This window comes from Bifidobacterium sp. ESL0822, assembly GCF_052606675.1.
This window is the reverse complement of record NZ_CP199596.1, coordinates 296342-318710: the sequence shown is the minus strand read 5'-3', so window position 1 is coordinate 318710 and position 22369 is coordinate 296342. Positions and strand designations below refer to the sequence as shown.

At 60.6% G+C, this 22369-nt stretch carries 11 protein-coding genes; all 11 read left to right on the top strand.

Features of this window, described 5'->3' with window-relative positions:
• The first annotated feature begins 52 nt into the window (after window positions 1–52).
• The 11 genes from ACUIAF_RS01270 to ACUIAF_RS01220 all read left to right on the top strand — a co-directional run bounded on the left by ACUIAF_RS01270 (window position 53) and on the right by ACUIAF_RS01220 (window position 22354).
• Complete coding sequence (locus ACUIAF_RS01270; RefSeq protein ID WP_445338787.1) at window positions 53–196, top strand: hypothetical protein; 144 nt, start codon at window positions 53–55, stop codon at window positions 194–196.
• A gap of 197 nt (window positions 197–393) precedes the next feature.
• On the top strand, window positions 394–3654 hold the full coding sequence (locus ACUIAF_RS01265) for an RCC1 domain-containing protein (RefSeq protein WP_445338786.1): 3261 nt from the start codon (window positions 394–396) through the stop codon (window positions 3652–3654).
• Between the two features lie 558 nt (window positions 3655–4212).
• Window positions 4213–7734 carry an RCC1 domain-containing protein gene (locus ACUIAF_RS01260; RefSeq protein WP_445338785.1) on the top strand — a complete coding sequence of 1174 codons (3522 nt, stop codon included), beginning with the start codon at window positions 4213–4215 and terminating at the stop codon, window positions 7732–7734.
• Window positions 7735–8239: 505 nt separating this feature from the next.
• Complete coding sequence (locus ACUIAF_RS01255; RefSeq protein WP_445338784.1) at window positions 8240–8515, top strand: hypothetical protein; 276 nt, start codon at window positions 8240–8242, stop codon at window positions 8513–8515.
• A 55-nt stretch (window positions 8516–8570) separates the two neighbouring features.
• The gene (locus ACUIAF_RS01250) at window positions 8571–11258 is read left to right on the top strand and encodes an RCC1 domain-containing protein (protein ID WP_445338783.1); all 2688 of its coding nucleotides are present in this window, start codon (window positions 8571–8573) and stop codon (window positions 11256–11258) included.
• A 529-nt stretch (window positions 11259–11787) separates the two neighbouring features.
• A complete protein-coding gene (locus tag ACUIAF_RS01245) occupies window positions 11788–11937 on the top strand; it encodes a hypothetical protein (RefSeq protein WP_313839937.1) in 150 nt (49 codons plus the stop codon).
• A 184-nt stretch (window positions 11938–12121) separates the two neighbouring features.
• On the top strand, window positions 12122–15370 hold the full coding sequence (locus ACUIAF_RS01240) for an RCC1 domain-containing protein (protein ID WP_445338782.1): 3249 nt from the start codon (window positions 12122–12124) through the stop codon (window positions 15368–15370).
• A 479-nt stretch (window positions 15371–15849) separates the two neighbouring features.
• Window positions 15850–16887 (top strand): LacI family DNA-binding transcriptional regulator, encoded by a 1038-nt coding sequence (locus ACUIAF_RS01235; RefSeq protein WP_445338781.1) that lies wholly within the window; start codon window positions 15850–15852, stop codon window positions 16885–16887.
• A 54-nt stretch (window positions 16888–16941) separates the two neighbouring features.
• Window positions 16942–17925, top strand: coding sequence for a ribokinase (locus tag ACUIAF_RS01230; protein ID WP_445338780.1), 984 nt, complete (start codon window positions 16942–16944; stop codon window positions 17923–17925).
• A gap of 664 nt (window positions 17926–18589) precedes the next feature.
• A complete protein-coding gene (locus ACUIAF_RS01225) occupies window positions 18590–21349 on the top strand; it encodes a DUF7134 domain-containing protein (protein ID WP_445338779.1) in 2760 nt (919 codons plus the stop codon).
• Window positions 21350–21664: 315 nt separating this feature from the next.
• A complete protein-coding gene (locus ACUIAF_RS01220) occupies window positions 21665–22354 on the top strand; it encodes a response regulator (protein ID WP_445338778.1) in 690 nt (229 codons plus the stop codon).
• The last annotated feature ends 15 nt before the right edge of the window (window positions 22355–22369 follow it).

Below are 22369 nucleotides of genomic sequence, written 5' to 3'. Positions count from 1 at the left end.
CAGATAAGCGGCGTGTGCTCCGCTTGGTGTTTGGTGAAGGGGTTTTGGTTTCATGCATATGGTTACCCGTCTGCGTCGAATCCTGGCGATGATGACCGTCCTGCTGGGCCTGCTGGCAGGCCTGGGCATCGCATCCGCCCAGGCGGACGCTCCCATACTCACCGGGGGGGGGGGGGTCGTCAGACCCCTCGCGTAGCTAAGCAAACCCCCGCCACTCTCCCCAGCAACGCAACCAACACACCACTGCCAACACCCTCGCCGATACAAACCACCACACCATTAGGTTCCGCAACACCGAGTCCAAGCACTCCATCTTCGACCACAAGCAATACAGACAGCGCGGGCTCCGTTACGGCCAAGCCATCCGATAAGACGGATGATCAAACTTCGCATGTGGTGCGCTTCGACCCCGCCGACGGAAGCACACCCGCACAGGCGAGCGTGAAAACCGGCACCCTCGTCACCCTCCCCCCGCAACAGAACCCGCAGCGTCCCGGCTTCCGGTTCGACGGGTGGACACTCGACGGCCAGCCTTTCGACTTCCGGACCCCCGTCCTCCAGGACACGACCCTGAAAGCCCAGTGGACCAGAGCCACGGACTGGGTACTGAGCCCGGACCACGGGCCCGCCACCGGCACTAGGCTGACCATCAGCCCGCCCGACAGGCAGGAACCTCAATTCGCCAGCATCCAAGCCGCCGGAGAGCAGTTTATCGGCCTGACAGGCGACGGGCGCATCCACACCTGGACGCAGGACCACACACCCAACCAAGTTGCTCTCCCCGCCCATGCCGCCCAAGGGTTCCACTACCTGCAGGCGGCAGCCGGCAGCCGCCGGCAGGCAGCACTCGGATCCGACCAGCACATCTACACCTGGACCAGCGGGCAAACAACGCCCACCATCCTCGACGCCAGCCAGAACACCAGGTTCACCAGCATCAGCATAAACGACGACCGGCTCCTGGCCGTGGACGAGAAAGGACAGGTCCACGCCTTCCAAAACAGCCAGGCCGACAGCCAGAATCAGAATCTGAAGCCCGCCGAACAGGTGACGCTCAGCCTGCCTGGAAAGGCGCATGCCGTCACCGCCGTCGCCTCCGCCAGCCGGACCCTCATCGTGGACGCGGACGGCCAGGCCTGGATCTGGGATGCGAGCAACACCGGCAACATCAAACCTGAACACATCAAACAGGACCCGGGAATGCGCACCGTCCAAGCCGCAGCCCTCGACCAAGGATTCCTCCTCCTGGACGCAGAAAGGCAGATCCATTACCTGGCCGACAACACGACCAGCATCACAGCGGTCAGCCTGCCGGAAAGCAATAAAGCCGGCCGGATCAGCGCCAACGGCAGCCAGGCCATCATCACCGACACAGACGGCCACCTCTGGGCCTGGAAGCCAGGCGAAACACCCGTGCGCGCGGACAACGGGAGCAAGCAATACATACAGGCGGCCGAAGCCGACGGCAGGATCACCGCCATAGACGGGCAAGGCAACTTGTTCACATGGGGCCTGAACCCTCACAATGATCAGGGCAAGCCAGCAAGAATCGCCACTATCACAACGTTCACACTGGAATCAGCCAGCATGAGCGGCCAGGCATTGACACTCAGCAAAACAGACGACACCTGGCAGGTAGAAGCTCCAGCCCACGAGCCCGGACAAGCCACCATCACTATCACCGGCAGACAAGACGGCCAGCCCTTCAGCAGCAGCCTCAAGTACACCGTCGACCAGCCGCTGTTAAGGGATATCCAACAGGATTCCACCCACACGGTCACCTTCGATACAGCCGGAGGAAGCCAGGCACCCCAACCCCAGCAAGTCAACTACCCCTACGGTAGGGTGAAGCGGCCCTCCCCCGACCCGACGCGCAATGGTTACCAGTTCTACGGATGGTTCATCGACAATGTCGCCTACGACTTCAGCAAGCCTGTAACCAAAGACCTCAGACTTACTGCCCATTGGTCGTCAAACAAGTGGACAATAAGCCCTGATACGGGCAGCCAAATCGGCGGTGAAACGACCACCATTACCCCACCAACCAATACAAACGGTATCAAGTTCAACCAGATCAGCAGCTCAAACACCGGTTCATTTTCACTGGCCGTGGGCAGCGACGGAAACGCATACGCCTGGGGAGACAACACGTATGGCCAGCTTGGCGACGGGACTGCCAACAACTCCAGATATACGCCTGTCATGGTGCAGAAGCCTGATCGCAAGTCGTATCCGGACCTGCCGGCGGATTTCACCTATGTGCAGGTCAGCGCCGGAGGCCGGCATTCGCTGGCCGTGGGCAGCGACGGATACGCCTACGCATGGGGAAACAACAGCTCTGGCCAGCTCGGCAACAACACGAAAACGAAATCGTATGTTCCTGTGCGCATACGCGACCCCGGCACCCCCGCCGACACGAGCAAAGGGCTGCAATCCGTACAGGTCAGCGCCGGAGGCGATTTTTCGCTGGCTGTAGGCAACAACGGAAACGCATACGCCTGGGGATGGAACTGGTATGGCCAACTCGGCAACAACACCAGCGGCTTCAGTGAGTATTCGTCTTTTCCTGTGCAAGTGCGTGACCCCGCCAGCCCCGCTGATGCAAGCAAGGGACTACAAGCCATACAAATCAGCGCAGGAAACTTGCATTCGCTGGCTTTGGGCAGCAATGGATACGTGTACGCCTGGGGATGGAACAGCTATGGACAGCTTGGCGACAATACCAACGACATCTCTGAGGATTCACATTCGGCTTTCCCTGTGCGCGTGCGCGACCCCGACAACCCCTCCGACGCGAGTATGGGGCTGAAAGCCATACAGATCAGCGCCGGATACGATCATTCGATGGCCGTGGGCAGCGACGGGTACGCATACGCCTGGGGATGGAACATCAAGGGCCAGCTCGGTAACAACACCACCAACGACAGCTACAGTGGGAATCCTTTTCCTGTGCGCGTGTGCGACCCCGCCAACCCCACTGATACGAGCAAAGGGCTGAAAGCCACACAGGTGAGCGGCGGATACTGGCATTCGCTGGCCGTGGGCAGCGACGGATACGCCTACGCCTGGGGATACAACTGGTATGGTCAGCTCGGTAACAACACGAAAACGGATTCGTATGTTCCTGTGCCCGTGCGTGACCCCGCCAAACCCACTGACACAAACAAAGGGCTGAAAGCCACACAGGTGAGCGCCGGATACTGGCATTCGCTGGCCGTGGGCAGCGACGGATATGTGTACGCCTGGGGAAACAACGGAAACGGTCGGCTCGGCGACGGCACCACCAACGGCAAGTTAGCTCCTGTGCCGGTGGTGTTCAACCTGCAGCCGGTAATCAGTGCAGTCAGGTTCGACACCAGCCCCGGCACGCATCTGACCCCTGTCAGCAACAGCAACAGCGTCACAGCGCTCACGCCCTCACATCAGCCAGGCACGGTCACGGTCAGCGTGGACTACACGATGGGCGGCACAGGAAACACGCTGACCGACACATCCCTCAGATACACATACACGCCTGCAGGTGTGCTCCCCCAGGCCGGCGGTGAGGGCATTCTGCTGGCCCTGGCCACCGGCATGACCGGCATGGGCGGGGTGCTGGCCTCACGCCGCCATCGGCGGGAAACACATAGTCTGTCACATACTTCGCACGTGTAAGACAGGCCGGGCGGCGTATCAATCCCCCGCCCCCGGCCCATACAGGGGGCAGGGAGGAAAAGTGTCATCTAAGGCTCAACCCCAAGAGAGCCGACACCTCCTCCCGCGCCCCCACCCCGCCTGGGAGAGGAGGAAACACAGCCAGGCCGGCCAGGAGGCTTAACAGCCCCTAGCCAGCCTGGCCGCTGTCCATCTCCAAACCCCGAATAATTACTATAAGCAGCCACTCTTCCAAAGCCGAAAGAATCAATGTTCCCGTAAAGCTGGACGGGATTTGGCTGATGCCTGCAGGTTCAGATGGTATGATTTACGTGGGGATGTTGAGGGGTCTTTCGTCTTCTGACTGCATTCGGGCAATTGGCGCCGGATCGGCTTTGAACGGCCAAGAGACTCTTTTGCAAGTAAGACGTAGCAGTGGTATTGGCCGGCCGTTGGCGAATAACTGATGGCAGGCAAGCCTGTTGTTGGGGAAGAGGTTTGTAAGTCATGCGTATAGGCTCCCGATTGTGTTCACTGACCTTCGTTATTATTCTTCTGCTGCTCCTGTCAGGCTTGGGCATGGTCGAAGCCGAAGCCGAAACCGACGCTGGTACTGAATCCATGTTTATCGGGGGGGGGGGGGGTCGTCAGACCCCTCGCGTAGCTGACGGAACCTCCACCACTCTTCCCAGCAGCACAACCAACACCCCGCTTCCCTCGCCCTCACCCCTGACAACCGCCTCACCCCTGAACCCCGCGACACCAAGTCCAGACGCCCCGTCATCGTCCACAGACAGTCCAGGCGGCGCAGACTCCGCTTCAACCAAGCCCTCTGGGCAGACGGATGATCGAGCCTCGTACACGGTGCGCTTCGACCCAGCCAACGGGAACAAACCCACCCAAACGACCGTGAAAACCGGAACCCTTGCCTCACCATCGCAAGAGAACCCGCAACGTGATGGTTTCCGGTTCGACGGGTGGACACGTGACGGCCTTCCCTTCGATTTCCAGACCCCTATCCTCCAAGACATGACGCTGACCGCCCGCTGGACCAAGGCCGCGGACTGGACGCTGAGCCCGGACCACGGGCCCGCCTCCGGCGCCCGGCTGACCATCAGCCCGCCAGACAGGCAGGAACCCTACTACACCAGCATCCTCACGGCAGGCAGCCAGTTTATCGGTCTGACAGGCGACGGCAACCTCTACGCTTGGGCGCAAGACGGCACGCCAAAACAGGTTGCTCTCCCTGCCCAGGCTCCAGACGGATTCCATTACCTGCAGGCCGCAGCCAGCAGCCAATGGCAGGCGGCCCTCGGATCCGACCAGCAGATATATACCTGGGCCAGCCAACAGCCCACGCCCGCCATCCTCGACACTGATCGGAACATCAGGTTCACCAGGATCAGCACAAGCGGCGACCGGCTGCTGGCCGTGGACCACCTGGGCCGTGTCCACATCTTCCAGGCCAGCCAGTCCGACAGCCGGAACATGAAACTCACGGAGCAATCCACAATCAGCCTGCCCGGGCAAGCTCAGGCGACACTGGCCGTCGCCTCCCCCAGCTGGACCCTCATCGTGGACGCTGACGGGCAGGCATGGTCATGGAAGCCAGGCCAGGCAGGAAACTCGAAGCCGTCACCCATCATGCAGGACCAGGGTGTGCGCATCATCCAGGCCGCAGCCCTCGACCAGGGGCTACTCCTGCTGGACACTGACGGGCATACCTGGTACCTGGCCGACAGCGCGACCAGCACCAAAGCAGTCAACCTGCCAGAAAGCACGAAAGCCAGCTGGATCAGCGCTGGCAATGACCAGGCCATCATCACAGACAAGGACGGCCACCTCTGGTCCTGGAAGCCAGACGAGACACCCATGCACGTGGACAACGGGAACCAGCCCTACCTGCATGCAGTCCGCGTCGGCAACAGAATTGCCGCCCTAGACAGGCAGGGCAGTCTATATCAGTCGAGCATCGACGCCCAAGGCCAGCCCAGCAAGCCGGCAAAAATCGACCCTACCACAGCGCCCGCCCTCGAATCAGCCAGCCTGGACGGCCAAGCATTGACGCTCAACAAAACCGGCGACACCTGGCAGGCAGATGTCCCCGCCCGCAATCCCGGTCCGGCCGTCATCACCATCTCCGGCAGGCAGGACGATAAGCCCTTCAGCAGGAGCCTTGACTACACGGTCGACCAGACCTTGACCAGAGCCGTCCAGCCTGGCTCCACCTACAAGGTCAGCTTCAACACATCAGGAGGAAGCCAGGCACCCCAACCCCAGCAGGTCACCTATCCATTCGGAAGGGTGCAGCGCCCCTACCCAGACCCGACGCGCAGCGGCTACCTATTCGGCGGGTGGTTCATCGGCAAGATCGCCTACGACTTCAGCAAACCCGTCACCAACAACCTCACCATCAGCGCCAAATGGACCTACAAAGACCCCAACAACACCTGGAAGATCAACCCCGACAACGGCAGCCAGCTCGGCGGGCAACAAACCACCATTACCCCGCCGACTGACGCCAGCGGCGTCAAATTCAACCAGGTCAACTGCTCACAGAGTCCCGATAGCTTTTCTCTAGCTGTTGGCAGCGATGGAAACGCCTACTCCTGGGGAGGCAACAGCTATGGTCAGCTCGGAGACGGGACGACCACCAATAGGACTACGCCGGTCAAAGTGAGCAAGCCTGCAGGCGTGCCGACTGATTTCAACTACGTGCAGGTCAGTGCCGGATGGCAACATTCGCTGGGCCTAGGCAGCGACGGATACGTGTACGCCTGGGGATACAACAACTATGGCCAACTCGGCAACAACACCAGCGGGGGCTATTCGGCTGTTCCCGTGCGCGTGCGCGACCCTGCCAGCCCCACTGACGCGAACAAAGGACTGAAGGCCATACAAGTGAGCGCCGGATACTATCATTCGCTGGCCGTCGACAAGGATGGAAACATTTGGGCATGGGGACTCAACAAAAACGGTCAGCTCGGCGACAACACCAACAACTTCACTGAAAAAGCAAATCCTTTCCCCAAACGGGTTCAGCTTGATTCTACCGGTGCCAACACAGGGCTGAAAGCCATACAGGTCAGCGGCGGAGGCTATCACTCTCTGGCAATCGACGAGGATGGAAACACCTGGGCGTGGGGGTACAACTACTATGGCCAACTCGGCAACAACACCAACAGCGAAATAAATGACAAGGCGAATCCTAATCCCCAAAAAGTGCTGCTTAATCCCACTGAGGCAAACACTGTGCTAAAAGCTGTACAGGTCAGCGGCGGAGACTCTCATTCGCTGGCAATCGACAAGAACGGGAATGTTTGGGCATGGGGATGGAACCGCTACGCCCAACTCGGCACTGGCAACGTCACCGGACAGTTCGTTGCGAATCCTGTTCCTAAACAGGTGCTGCTTGATCCCAAGGACGCGGGCACAGGGCTGAAAGCTGTACAGGTCAGCGCCGGAAGCTCTCATTCGCTGGCAATCGACGAGAAAGGGACCACTTGGGCATGGGGAAACAACGGCGATGGCCGACTCGGTGACAATACTACGAATCTCCGTCTTTCTCCCGTGAAGGTGGCTGCCTCCGCGCAACACACGAACTCAGCCGACACTTGGCTGAACGCCGTGCAAGTCAGAGCAGGATGGCAGCATTCGTTAGCAATCGACATGGACGGGAACGCCAAAGCATGGGGAGATAACAGCAATGGCCAGATCGGCAATACCGATGCGGGAAGCCTGAGTTTGGTTCCTATGCCAGTGATGTTCCCTCTGCAACCGGTGATCACTGCAGCCAGATTCGACACCAGCCCCGGCACGAACCTGACCCATGTCAGCAACAGCAGCAACGTCACCGTGGTGACTCCTGCGCATGAGCCGGGACCAGTCACAGTCAGCGTCGACTACAAGCTTGGCGACAAAGTCCAGAAGCCAGACACCTCACTTACTTACACGTACACGCCCCTAGGCGTGCTGCCAAAGGCCGGCGGTGAGGGCATTCTACTCGCCCTGGCCACCGGCATGACGAGCATGGGCGCAGTGCTGGCCTCACGCCGCCACCGGAGAGAAACGCAACGGTTCCTACACACTTCACTCGAGTAAGAAGGCAGGCAGATGGGTAAACTCCCGTCCACCCGCCTCAACAGGGCGCATGGAGGAAAGTGTCATACAAGGCTCAATCCCCAAGAAGCCGACACTCCTCCTGCGCCCCCACCACACTTCTGCAATCAGCGATCTGGGAAAGCCGCTCTCATTCCCGCCTGAGACAGATATTGACGTGGCCAGACTCGCCAAGGTCACATGACACGAAGTCAGATTGGTTTTCCGTGCTTGCCTCACGGCTTGGCATAATTGCTTTGAACAACAGCATTCCACCAACCGAGGATGATTATTGTCACGGGGCTGCTGAGCTGGTTTATGTGTATTGTTTGCTGCATGGGTGGTATGGTGAAAAACAGGGGTAACGGAAAGACGGCTGGCTTCCGCCATGGTTCCTGCGATCCGGTACAGATCCGGCGTTGAAAGACAGGGCAGCTTTCCGACAAAGACGACATTTATCAGCGAGCTGTTGGCTTCGCTTGGTGTTTGGTGAAGGGGTTTACAAGTCATGCACCTGGTTTCCCAACTGCGTCGCATCCTGGCGATGATGATCGTCCTGCTGGGCCTGCTGGCAGGCCTGGGCGTCGCATCCGCCCTGTCGGACGCTCCTATCCTCACAGGGGGGCTTCAGACCCCTAGTGTAGCTGAGCAAACCCCCCGCCACTCTCTCCAGCAACGCAACCAACACCCCACTGCCCACACCATCACCGCTGACACCTTCCTCACCATTAAGCACCACGACACCAAGCCCAAACACCCCGTCATCGCCGACCGGAACGCCTGACACCACAGGCTCCTCTTCAACCAAGCCATCCGATAGTGATGATCAAACTCCGCATATGGTGCGCTTCGACCCCGCCGACGGCAGCAAGCCGACACAGTCAACCGTCAAAACCGGCACCCTGGCCGCTCCCCCGCAACAGAACCCACAACGTCCCGGCTTCCGATTCGACGGATGGACACTCGACAGCCAGCCCTTCGACTTCCAGACCCCCATCCTCCAGGACACCATCCTGAAAGCCCAATGGACCAAGGTCACGGACTGGACGCTGAGCCCGGACCACGGGCCCGCCACCGGCACGCGGCTGACCATCAGCCCACCCAACCGGCAGGAGTCTCAATTCGCCAGCATTCACACTGCAGGAGAGCAGACTCTCGGCCTGACCGGGGACGGCCGCATCCACACCTGGACGCAGGACCACACACCCAGGCAGGTGCCCGCCCCCGCGCAGGCCGCCGACGGGTTCCGTTACCTGCAGGCCGCAGCAGGCAGCCTCCGGCAGGCGGCACTCGGATCCGACCAGCGGATCTACACCTGGAACAGCCAACAATCATCACCCACGATTCTTGATACCGGCCAGAACACCAGGTTCACCAGCATCAGCATCAACGGCGGCCGGCTGCTGGCCGTTGACCGGCAGGGACAGGTCCACGCCTACCAGGCCAGCCAAACCGACGATCCGAACATGAAACCCAAAGAACACGCCACAGTCGACCTGCCCGGTCAGGCTCAGGCAGTACTCTCGACCGCCACCAGCAGCCGGACCCTCATCGTGGACGCGGACGGGCAGGCCTGGACCTGGGATGCGAGCAACGCCGGCAACGTCGAACCCGAACCCGTCAGGCAGGACCCGGGCATGCGCATTCTCCAGGCCCAGGCCCTCGACCAGGGGCTCCTCCTCCTGGACGCGGAAAGGCAGATCCATTACCTGGCCGACAACACGACCAGCCCCACAGCGGTCAGCCTGCCGGAAGGCATGAAAGCCAACTCGATCAGCGCCAACGACAGCCAGGCCGTCATCACCGACACGGACGGCCACCTCTGGGCCTGGCAGCAAGGCGAAACACCCACCCGGGCGGACGACGGGAACCAGCACTACATGCAAGCCGCCAAGACAGGCGGCAGGATCACCGCCATCAGCACGAAGGGCAACATGCTCAAGTGGAGCCTGGACGGGCAGGGCAAGCCCGGCCAGCCGGCAAGACCCGACACCGCACAGGCGCCCACACTGGAATCAGCCGGCATGGACAGCCAGCCGCTCACCCTCACCAAGAACAACAACGCCTGGCGGACGGACATACCCGCCCACAAGCCCGGACAAGCCACCATCACACTCGCCGGCAGACAGGACAGCCAGCCCTTCACCAAAAACCTCAACTACACCGTCGACCAGACGCTGACCAGAGACACCGAGCAAAAATCCACGTTTACGGTCCACTTCGACACAGACGGAGGAAAACCCGAACCAGCAGACCAGGAATTCCCGACCCCGAACGGCAGGGCGAAGCGGCCCTCCCCCGACCCTGCGCGTGAGGGCTACCAGTTCGACGGATGGTTCACCGGCGAAGTCGCCTACGACTTCAGCAAACCCATCACCAAGGATCTGACCCTGACCGCCAAATGGACCTTCAAAGACCCCAACAACACATGGAAAATCAATCCCGACCAGGGCAGCCGGCTCGGCAACGAAACCACCATCCTCACCCCGCCAGACACCAGCCGAGGCATCAGGTTCAGCCAGGTCAGCGGATCATCATACGACGGTAGGAGATCCTATGGTTTTTCCTTGGCTGTGGGCAGCGACGGGAACGCCTACGCATGGGGAGACAACTGGTATGGCCAACTCGGCGAAGGGACAACCACTCAAAGGACTACACCGGTCAAGGTGAGCAAGCCTGAAGGCACACCCGCGGATTTCACCTACGTGCAAGTCAGCGCCGGAAGTCGGCATTCGCTGGCCCTGGGCAGCGACGGCAACGCCTACGCCTGGGGAGACAACGGCAATGGCCAGATCGGCGACGGGACAACCTCTCAAAAGACTACGCCGGTCAAGGTGGAGAAGCCTACAGACGCGCCCGCGGATCTCACCTACACACAGGTCAGCGCCGGGAACGATCATTCGCTGGCCATGGGCAGCGACGGAAACGCCTGGGCATGGGGATGCAACCAGGATGGCCCGCTCGGCAACAACACCACAAGCGGCTCCACTGCGAATCCTGTTCCTGCGCGCGTGCGCGACCCCGCCAACCCCACCGACAAGAGCATAGGACTGAAAGCCACACAGGTGAGCGGCGGATTCCATCATTCGTTGGCTCTGGGCAGCGACGGGAACGCCTACGCCTGGGGATGGAACGACAATGGTCAGCTCGGCGACGGCACCACAAACACCAAGTCGGCTCCTGTGCCGGTGGCGTTAAACCTACAGCTGGTAATCACCGGCGTCAGGTTCGACCAGATCCTCGTATCAGGATTGACACTCGGCGATGGCAGCAGCGTGACCGTGACAACGCCCGCACACCAGCCGGTCATGGTCACGATCAGCGTGGACTATACGCTGGACGGCGCACCCCAAAAACCGGACACCTCCCTCAGGTACACGTACCTGCCCACAGGCGTGCTCCCCAAGGCCGGAGAAGAAGGCGTCCTGCTGGCCCTGGCCACCGGCATGACCAGCATGGGTGGGGTCCTGGCCTCGCGCCGCCACAGAAGGGAACAACGCCAACTGCTTCACGCTTCACACGAGTAAGACAGGCAGGAGGCGGATCAATCCCCCCCCCCCCCCCCGGCTTACAAAGGGCACACGGAGGAATATCACATTCAAAGCTTATCCCCAGAGGAGCCGGCACTCCTCTTGCACCCCCCCACCACCACACTACCGTCGACTGCTACTGACAGGAATTGGAAGCAGGCATGCACGCCCCGCCTCTTCCCTTGAAAGGGATAAACTCGGGCATACCGATTAAAGAGCACAGAGCCCCAAGTCAGCTCGGCCTTCGTCCGTGCTTCCATTACCAGATAATTGGTGTAAACAAACGCTTTTCCTCAACCAAAAGATCCATTGTCGTCGATGACTGACCCGGCTTGTGTGTTGTTGGCGGGCTGGGTGGTAGGGTGAAAAGCGGGGGACGTCGAGAAGACGGCTGGTTTACGCCATGGTTCCTGCAATCCGATGCAGGGCTGGCATTGACAGACAGCGCGGCTTTCCGACAGGTAGAACTTTACATAGACAGGCGGTGTTGATTCCGCTTGGTGTTTGGTGAAGGGGTTTTGGTTTCATGCATCTGGTTTCCCGTCTGCGTCGCATCATGGCGATGACGACCGTCCTGATCAGCCTGCTGGCAGGCCTGGGCGTCGCATCCGCCAACGCGGCGGATACTCCTGTACTCACCGGGGGGGGGGGGTCGTCAGACCCCTCGCGTAGCTGACGGAACCCCCGGCACTCTCCCCAGCAACGCAACCAGCACACCACTACCCGCACCATCGCCAATACAAACCACCGCACCATTAAACCCAACTTCGGGCACCCCGTCATCGAAGGCGGGCGATCAGGATAAGACAGAACCCGCTCCAACTAAGCCATCCGATACCAGTAATCAAACCACACACACGGTGCGCTTCGACCCGGCCGACGGCAGCAAGCCAACACAGTCAACCGTAAAAACCGGCACCTTCGCCGCTCCCCCGCAACAGAATCCTCAACGTGAAGGCTTCCGGTTCGACGGGTGGACTCATGATGGCCAGTCTTTCGACTTCCGGACCCCTATCCTGCAGGACACTATCCTGAAAGCCCAGTGGACCAATGTCACGGACTGGACGCTGATCCCGGACCACGGCCCCGCTTCCGGCGCACGAGTGACCATCAGCTCACCCGGTAGACAAGAGCCACGTTTCAGCAATATACAGGCCGCAGGAGAGCAGACAGTCGGCCTGACCGGCGACGGCCGCATCTACACCTGGACACAAGACAACACGCCAGAACAGGTCCCCTTCCCTGCCCAGGCTTCCGACGGGTTCCACTACCTGCAAGCCGCAGCCAGCAGCCAATGGCAGGCCGCTTTAGGATCCGACCAGCACATCTACACCTGGACCAGCCAACAATCAACTCTCAGCATCCTCGACAACAGCCAGAACACCGGGTTCACCAGCATCAGCATCAACGAGAACCGGCTGCTGGCCGTAGACCGACAAGGACAGATCCACGCCTATCCAGTCGGCCAGAATCCGAACCCAGAACTCAAAGAGCAAGCTGCAACAAGCCTGCCCGGAAAGACGCAGGCCGTCACCGCCGTCGCCTCCGACAGCCGGGTTCTCATCGTGGACGCAGCGGGGCAGGCCTGGACCTGGGACGCAGGCAAGACCGGAAGCGTCAAACCCGAACGCGTCAAACAGGACCCGGGCACACGCACCGTCCAAGCCCAAGCCCTCAGCAAGGGATTCCTCCTCCTGGATTCGAAGGGACAGGCCCGGTACCTGGACGACAGCACAACCAATCCTGCAGCCGCCGGCCTGCCGGACGGCGTGCAAGCCAGCCGGATCACCACCGGCAATGACCAGGCCATCATCACTGATACGGACGGCCACGTCTGGGCCTGGAAGCCCGGCAAAACGCCCATACGCGCAGACAATAGGAACCAGGCCTACGCGCAGGCCGCCGAAGCCGGCAGAAAGATTACTGCCATCAGTAAGCAGGGCTACATCTTCACATGGAGCCTTGACGCCCAAGGCAATCAAGGCGAGCCAGCCAAACTCGACACCACACAGGCGCCAACCTTGGAATCTGCCAGCATGGACGGCCAGCCGCTCAAACTCAGCAAAAAGAACGACACATGGCAGACGGATGCTCCAGCCCACAAGCCCGGGCCGGTTTCCCTCGTCATTGCTGGCAGGCAGGACGGCCAGCCTTTCACCAGAAACCTGAAGTACACGGTCGACCAGACACTGACCAGAGACGCGGAACCAGGCTCCCCCCACACGGTCACATTCAATACAGCCGGAGGAAGCCAGGCACCCAAGCCTCAACAGGTGTCATACCCATATGGCAGGGTGAAGCGCCCCTCCCCTAATCCGACGCGTGAGGGCTTCCTGTTCGACGGGTGGTTCATCGGGCAGGTCGCCTACGATTTCAGCAGGCCTGTCACCAAGGATCTGACCCTGACCGCCAAATGGACGCCCGCAGGCCGGAACAGCACGTGGAGCATCAGCCCCGATAAGGGCAGCCAGCTGGGCAGGGAATCCACGACCATCACTCCGCCGGACAGCGCCAGCCGGGGCATCAGATTCAGCCAGGTTAGCGGAGGAAAAGACTCCGACTATGGTTTTTCCTTGGCGGTGGGCAGCGACGGGAACGCCTACGCATGGGGACGCAACGACTATGGCGAGCTCGGCGACGGGACGACCAGCTACAGCCAGATTACGCCGGTCAGGGTGAAGACGCCCGACCGCAACACGTACCCAGACCTGCCCAAGAATTTCACCTACGTGCAAGTCAGCACCGGAGGCCGGCATTCGCTGGCCCTGGGCAGCGACGGGAACGCCTACGCCTGGGGATACAACGAGCATGGCGAGCTTGGCAACGGGACGAGCAGCATCAAGCAGATTACGCCGGTCAGGGTGAAGACGCCCGACCGCAACACGTACCCGGACCTGCCCAAGAATTTCACCTACGTACAGGTCAGCGCCGGATCCTGGCATTCGCTGGCCCTAGGAAGCGACGGATATGCCTACACCTGGGGAATCAACGTCAATGGCGAGCTCGGCGACGGGACAACCAGCGTCTATCGGGCTACGCCGATCAGGGTGAAGACGCCTACAGGCACGCCCACAAACTTCACCTACGTGCAGGTCAGCGCAGGATACAAGCACTCGCTGGCCCTGGGCAGCGACGGCAACACCTACGCCTGGGGATACAACAGCAGTGGCCAGCTCGGCGACGGGACGACCACCAGCCGGTATACGCCGGTCAGGGTGAAGACGCCCGACCACAACACGTACCCGGACCTGCCCAAGGACTTCACCTACGTGCTAGTCAGCGCCGGAGGCTCTCATTCGCTGGCCCTGGGCAGCGACGGCAACACCTACGCCTGGGGATACAACAGCCGTGGCCAGCTCGGCAGCGGGACGAGCAGCTACAACGCCCAGACTACGCCGGTCAGGGTGAAGACGCCCGACCACAACACGTACCCGGACCTGCCCAAGGACTTCACCTACGTGCTAGTCAGCGCCGGAGGCTCTCATTCGCTGGCCCTGGGCAGCGACGGCAACACCTACGCCTGGGGATACAACAGCAGTGGCCAGCTCGGCGACGGGACGACCACCAGCCGGTATACGCCGGTCAGGGTGAGGACGCCTGACCGCAGCACGCATCCGGACCTGCCCAAGGATTTCACCTACGTGCAGGTCAGCGCAGGATGCGAGCACTCGCTGGCCCTGGGCAGCGACGGCAACGCCTACGCCTGGGGAAACAACGGCAGTGGCCGGCTCGGCAACAACAGCTACCGCGATTCGACTGTTCCTGTGCCGGTGTCGTTCAATCTGACGCCGGTGATCACCGGCGTCAGATTCGACCAGACCGCCGTATCAAGCCTGACGCGCGGCGACGGCAGCAGCGTGACAGTGTTCACGCCCGCGCACCAGCCGGGTACGGTCACGGTCAGCGTGGACTACACGCTAGGCGGCGCACCCCAAAAGCCCGACACTTCTCTTCGATACACGTACCTGCCCGCAGGCGTGCTCCCCCGAGCCGGCGGGGAAGGCATCCTGCTCGCCCTGGCCACCGGCATGACCGGCATGGGCGGGGTCCTGGCATCCCGCCGCCACCGGAAGGAAGCACACCAACTGTCACACGCTTCACGCGAGTAAGAGCGGCCGGGGGCGGCGTATCAATCCCCCCGCCCCCGGCCCCACATAGGGGGAGCAGGGAGGAAACGTGTCACTGAAGGCTCAAACCCCAAGAGAGCCGACACCTCCCTCCCGCGCCCCCACCACACTTCTGCAGGCAGAAGCCGAGGGCAGGCATTCACGCCCCCGACCCCGCCCGGGAGAGGAGGAAACACAGCCAGGCCGGCCAGAAGGCTCAACAGCCCCCAGCCAGCCCGGCCGCTGTTCATCTCCCTATCCCAGCATAATCGCGCAAAACAGTAACCTTTCCCCGAGCATTCAGCCTCGTTCAACTTCACTCATAGCCAACCCTCGACGGGCCATGCTGTGAAAGTTGCGGTATCGTTACCGCACTGATATAACTGAAGGCTGTCAGAACCGTTCGCCTGCCCATGGCGGCGGTCAGGCAACCGCCGAGGTAGGCAGTCCGGCCCGGCGGCCGACCACTTCGACGAAAGGCCATGATGGCGTACGCGACGATCAGGGATGTGGCCCAACGGGCCGGTGTCTCCGTATCGACGGTCTCCCGAGCCCTCAACGACTCCGGGCGCATCTCCCCCGCCACTCGACAGCGCATCAACCAGGTCATCCACGACCTGCACTATGTGCCGGACTCCCGGGCCCGGTCCATGCACTCCGCCCACTCGCGCACCATCGGCCTGCTCATCCCCGACATCCGCAACTCCTACTTCGCGGATCTGGCCTATCTGATTCAGGGCCAGCTGCTCAACCACGGCTTCCAGACCCTGATCTGCACCTCCACCCAGGGCGACCCCGGCGAGGACCGGGCCCAGGTACGCAACCTGCTGGGCCAGCACATCGACGGAGCCATCATCGTGCCCGGGCCGCGTTCCTCACACACCCTGGAGGAGCTGACCAGACGCGGGCTGCCCCTGGTCTGCGTGGACCGTGCCGCCGAGGGTGCCGCCGGACACGACGGGCGGACCATCCCCTGCGTCGATGCCGACCCCGAATCCGGCCTGAAGCAAGCCCTTGAGGATCTGCATGCCCAGGGCCACCGACGCATCACCCTGGTGCCCGGGCCACTCAAGGAATCGGCCACCTTCCGGGAACGTCTGGACGTATACCGGAACCTGCTGGCAAGCATAAAAGACATGGACGACCCCCTGGCCGACCAGGTTGACCCCGGCACCTTCGATCCCGACATGATCGACCTCTGGGCCCTGCAGGGCATCACCGGCGTGCTCTTCGGATCCTCCCTGGATGCCATACGCGCCATCAAAACGGCACAGTCGCGAGCAATCAGCATCGGCGAGGACCTGTCCATGATCACCTTCGACGACCTGCCCGTCTTCCGCATCCTGACCCCGGCCGTGTCGACCATCTCCCAGCAGATCGACACCATGGGGACCCGCTGCGTGGACATGCTCCTGGCTCTGATGGCAGGTTCGCCCGTGCGGTCGGTCCGGCTGCAGACCAGCTACCGCCACTGCGCCTCGGTGGGTCGCCCGCCCGCGCACACCGGCCAGGATCCCTGAACCTGTCACAGCGTGATCATCAAGGCGGACAAGCTCATCAAGGAACGGAGAAACATGATTCAAGATATGGCGGCGGCACCCGACCAGGTGCTCAAGGGACTGGATGCCATCACGGGGTCCATCTCGGTGGTCGGGTCCATGAATGCGGACTACACCGTCAACACCGACCGGCTGCCCAAGCCCGGCGAGACCATCAACGGCGGTCCCCTGCAGGTGCTGCCCGGGGGCAAGTCGGCCAACCAGGCGGCGACCGCGGCCCGCATCGGCGCCCAGGTCAGGCTCTTCGGGGCCGTGGGATCCGACTCCAACGCCGACTTCCTGCTGGGGCAGCTGGGCAACGCCGGGGTGGACGTCTCCCATGTGATGACCGTGCCGGGAGCCAGCGGAACCACAGTCATCACCGTGGATGCGCGCGGCGAGAACACCATCGTCTACTCCCCCGGCTCCAACGGCAAGGTGGATGTGGACTACGCCCATCGCTCCCGCCAGGCCCTGACCTCGGCCAAGGTGCTGGGCCTGTGCCTGGAGAGCCCCATCGAGACGGTCACCGAGGCCGCGCGCATGGGCCACGAGGCCGGCATGACCGTGCTGCTCAACGACTCCCCCTTCCGCGCCGACCTGCCCGCCGACCTGATCGCCAACTCCGACCTGATCCTGGTCAACGAGCATGAGATGGCCCAGCTGCTGGGAATCGACGAGCCCGAGGACGGCGACTGGCTGGGGGCCGACTGGGACCGGATCAACCAGACCATGCGGGACTTCGGTTTCCACCGGGCCATCGTCACCCTGGGCGGCGAGGGGTCCATGGTGCTGGACCAGGGCCGGACCTACCGGATTCACGCCGTGCATGTGGACGCCGTGGACACCACCGGCTGCGGGGACGCCTTCATGGGCACCGTGCTGGCCGGCTTGGCCTCCGACATGACCCTGGTGCAGGCCGCCCAGCTGGCCTCCTACGTCTCCGCCTACGCCGCCACCGGGCAGGGGGCGCAGGCCTCCTACGGCACAGCCGAGCAGATTCGGCTGCGTTTCTCCTGAGACTGGGCGCTCGGGGGCGGAGCCATCAAGGTCGAGTCATCGGAATCCTGACCACCGGGGTCTTGTAACCAGGGTCCGCTGGTCAGGGTCCAACGATTAGACAGGTAGAGCGCTGCTGACTCCCTCCCCTGCGTTGTCAGGCCGATGAACCGTTGCGAATTGCACGACGGTTCGTCGGCCTGACTGGTATCTGTGCAATAGAGGCTGGATGGATGAATATGGGATGCATACTTGTTGCCAGTTGAGTGCAAATGTGGAATTTAGACTCATTGCCAACTGAGAGCAAGTCCGAAATCCGCTTTTGTTGCCAACTGAATTCAAGCACGGAATCTGTTATTAGCGCCAGTTAAATGCATCTAAGGATCGGACGGGCATTGGAGAGTACGCGTGTGTCTTGGCCGTATAAGCTATGCAGAGAATCATTCGATGCGAGAATGCGTGAGCAGCACCACGGCAAGGAGCGGCAACAAGTCTGTCCAAGTGTCAGACAGCTGACCACCAATCGTCATATGCAAGGCCGCCATCTTTTGACTCACCACTAGGCGCTCATTCCCGATTACAACTGCTCAGGCTCATCCACCTTGCGAGAGCCTGGGACCACGTTTAACCTCATCATCCCTCGGACTGATGGCACCTCCCGCTGTCCCCGAATATTGTTGATTCCATGAACACAGTCAGTCAAACAGCGCAGCGACCGATCACCAGGTCCAATAATCGAATGCTACTGACTGACGCTCTCTTCGCCATCCTTCTGTTTCTGCTGGTGAGCGGCTCCAGCGCCAATCTACGAGATGGGGCCCTGATCCTGATGTGGACGGTCCTGCTCATAGCCCCTGTCGTTATCCGTCGCCGATTCCCGAACGTAGCAGCCGGGCTCTTCGTCGCTGTGGCTCTGGCTCAGCTCCTGTTGGGACCTGCCATCATGCTCTCCGACGCAGTCTGCCTGGTGATGGTCTATTCCTGTCTGCTCTACGGACGTCAATCCTGGCGCCGACTCTATCTGACTGTGGCCTGGGTCATGACGCCCCTATCCTGCCTTATCTTCACATTGGTCGATCTGGGGTTTCTGCCTCCGGGCAAGACGTGGCCGGACCACATCTCAATGTTGCCGAGCTCATTCAAAGATCTGGCAATCACCTTCCTATCGAATTTACTGATCGAGGGGCTTCTGCTACTCATAGCCATCGTTGCAGCCTACTGGACGCGGACCAGAAGGGATGCCATTGATGAGGCCCGGCGACGCAACCACGCCTTGGCCCTGCAGGCAGAGCAAAGCGCGGCCCTGTCTGCCAGCGCTGAGCGGGCCCGCATAGCGCGTGAAATGCACGATGTAGTCGCTCACACTCTGTCCATTGTCATTGTGCAGGCAGATGCCGGCAGGTACGCAGCCACTGCCGATGCGAACCTTGCTCTCAAGACCATGCGCACCATTGATCAAGAGAGCCGCCGCGCCCTACGTGAGCTGAGCTCGCTTTTTGGCAAACTCAAGGCTCCACCCAACCCGGCATCCGAAACCAGCCAAAAAACAGCGGATTCTCTTCCAGGCCAACCCTCTTCCTCCCCACCACCAACGAACCCAGCCCATATCCAGCCGCCTGACCAATCTCAAGCAACTGCCCAAACGAATTCCGCTAGTCAATCCGCGAACGCTCATAATCTGAATCCAGCCGGAACAGATTGCACTCAGCCGAGCCAAACCAGCGGCCATCTTCCCACAATCAAAGAGATTCCAGCTGCCAACACTGCCAAGGCCAACATGGATACGGCCGACAATGCGCGTACCTGGCCCTCGGTTGCCACCTCTTCAAACAATCCGCCGACCAGCTATAAATCATGGTCAGACCTGATAGATGCCGCCCGACTTGCTCAGCCGAAATCCCAATTCAGCCGACGCATTAAAGGCCGACCATGCCCAGAAAAGCTGGATCGCAGCCGCGCCATAACTGCTTACCGGGTCCTGCAAGAAGCATTGACCAATGTTCGCAAACATGCCGCTCCGGCTTCGGCTGTGCTAGTTGAAGAACAATGGCTCACGGGCGGTTTGTGTCTAACCATTGACGACCGCCCATTTGACCATGCCTCTACCAATTCAGATTCTCCGCCACAGATGGACCGACCTACGCATTCAGGTTTCGGTCTTTTAGGGATGCGCGAACGACTGACTTCTCTTGGAGGCAACCTTCAAACTGGTCCCGAACCAGAAGGCGGGTACCACCTCCAAGCGTGGATTCCTTTTGCCACTCCGCCAAAGTCCGACTCTGAAGCGGGGGTACGTGCCAATCGACAAGCTCAATGGTCCCTGCGCTCAATTGTCTCCACGCTCTTCGTCTGGTTTCAACGCCATCCATTGACGGCCGACCTGGGTTTGGTAATCGGACTCGTATTGATAGAGAATCCAGGTCAAGCTCTTGCTATAGCACCTGTCACGCGACAATATGATCCAGGCCGACCAGTAAAGATCATCGCCACGCTAGGTATTGCTTTGCCTCTGATTGTGCGCAGGGTCCGTCCCGGCATTTGCGCCGCCATAGTATCTGCAGTTGCCGCCCTGCTGCTGCTCTTCTCGCCCTGGCTGCCAGAAGCTGCAGTCTTATCCCCAGTCGCCGTCTATTCAGCAATGGTTTACGGTAAATACACCACCCGGCGGTGGGTTCCGTTGGCGGTCATCGCGGATACGGTTTTATGGGCTGTAAGATGTGTAGCCAATAACCAAGGATGTCCAACCATTCTGGCCTACATGATAGAAGGCCCGGCAGAATCATCTTTCTCTGAATCCCATTTAATACTTTTCATAGTGATGGCCGCACCGGCCTTGATCTGTCTGCTGACCATTCTGATTGCCTCACGCCGACGTACTCGTGGTTCAGTCCTGCTCCTCCAGCAGGAACGCGAGCGCGCGCTAAACCAGACCCTGCAGGAAAGCCAGGCTCTGGCAGCCAATCAAGAGCGCGAACTCATTGGCTCTACCATGCAGGTAGAAGTGGCCGCAACCCTGAATACAGTCATTGCATCCACTACCAAAGCCATCTCCGAGTTGAACCATTATCAAGTCAAGGGGGTGAACCCTCCCCCAGAGCAGGTAGCGCAAGCCTTCGGCGACATTGCTTCTCAAGGACGCCAGGCCCTGGCTCGCATGCGACAACTGCTCACCGTCCTGCGTCATAGTTCCAGCACCGGTTTGCGCTCAAACACTGACACCGCCGATTCCCCAAACAAGAGCCTCAACTCAGACAGGAACCATATTGGCGAGCCCACCCGTAAAAACCCACATATACCTGCTCTTCACCCAGCCAAACCCCTGCCAGTAGATCTTGATGATCAGCTTGACAACTATTCGCAACAATCGCAACAGGATAAGGAACCAGAGCATGCCCCATCGGACCAACAGGACCACCCAATCTCCAGGCGTGAGCGTTCTTCATGATGAGCACCTCCTATGGATAGCAAACAGGAAAATGACCGTGTCAGGTAATCAGCACAATCGAAAAATTGAGCACTCCATGAACCACGCACCCGAAGATTAGGCACTCGGGAAATCGATTGCTGACGAGCATAACTTCACCAGTTGAAAGTCTCTCCGACGACAGTCGCTTAGCCAACAATTACTCAATCAACAATCAACCAGACAGCGATTACCCTGGATCCAAGTTAAATCCAGTTGTAATTCCAAGCAACACTCAACTCAGATAAAATTGGATGGTGGCGCTGGCCACCATTTAGCGGAAAGAAGCAGGCAGTCATGGAACGGACCGAACCCATCAGCGTTGCCATCGTGGATGACCAGGATCTGGTCCGGGCTGGCTTTGCCATGGTCATCGGCTCCCAGGATGACATGACCGTGGTCGGCCAAGGAGCGGACGGCGAGCAAGCAGTGGATCTGGCCTCACGCCTGCGGCCCGATGTGATCCTCATGGATGTCCGCATGCCCGGCATGGACGGTTTGACAGCCACCCGCCGGATCACTGCTTTGTCACCTGACCGCCCCGAGCCCAGGGTCATTGTGCTAACCACCTTCGATCTTGACGAATACGTCATGGCGGCTATAAAAGCCGGCGCATCAGGATTTCTGCTCAAGGATACCGAGCCTGAAACCCTCCTGACCTCCATCCGTACAGTTCACCAGGGCAATGCGATCATCGCTCCTTCGGCTACAAAACGCCTGATCGAACATATGGCCCATGACATGCCTCCGACCGGGTCCATGCCATCGGGATCGATCTATCGCGATCCCGAGGCGGACCTGCTCACTGATCGTGAGCTGCAGGTCCTGGTTCACATAGCCCAGGGCCTGAGCAACCAGGAGATCGCCGACAATCTGGGAATCTCACTGCCCACGGTGAAAACTCATGTCACTCACATTCTTCAGAAGATCAATGCCCGCGACCGCGTCCAGGCGGTGGTCTTCGCTTACGAAAACCACCTGGTATGAACCCAGCCATCAGGC

What these genes read in the sequence shown, in the direction of transcription:
- ACUIAF_RS01270 (WP_445338787.1), top strand. Translation starts at nt 53, where the DNA reads ATGCATATGGTTACCCGTCTGCGTCGAATCCTGGCGATGATGACCGTC.
- ACUIAF_RS01260 (WP_445338785.1), top strand. Translation starts at nt 4,213, where the DNA reads ATGGTCGAAGCCGAAGCCGAAACCGACGCTGGTACTGAATCCATGTTT.
- ACUIAF_RS01255 (WP_445338784.1), top strand. Translation starts at nt 8,240, where the DNA reads ATGCACCTGGTTTCCCAACTGCGTCGCATCCTGGCGATGATGATCGTC.
- ACUIAF_RS01250 (WP_445338783.1), top strand. Translation starts at nt 8,571, where the DNA reads ATGGTGCGCTTCGACCCCGCCGACGGCAGCAAGCCGACACAGTCAACC.
- ACUIAF_RS01245 (WP_313839937.1), top strand. Translation starts at nt 11,788, where the DNA reads ATGCATCTGGTTTCCCGTCTGCGTCGCATCATGGCGATGACGACCGTC.
- ACUIAF_RS01235 (WP_445338781.1), top strand. Translation starts at nt 15,850, where the DNA reads ATGATGGCGTACGCGACGATCAGGGATGTGGCCCAACGGGCCGGTGTC.
- ACUIAF_RS01230 (WP_445338780.1), top strand. Translation starts at nt 16,942, where the DNA reads ATGATTCAAGATATGGCGGCGGCACCCGACCAGGTGCTCAAGGGACTG.
- ACUIAF_RS01225 (WP_445338779.1), top strand. Translation starts at nt 18,590, where the DNA reads ATGAACACAGTCAGTCAAACAGCGCAGCGACCGATCACCAGGTCCAAT.
- ACUIAF_RS01220 (WP_445338778.1), top strand. Translation starts at nt 21,665, where the DNA reads ATGGAACGGACCGAACCCATCAGCGTTGCCATCGTGGATGACCAGGAT.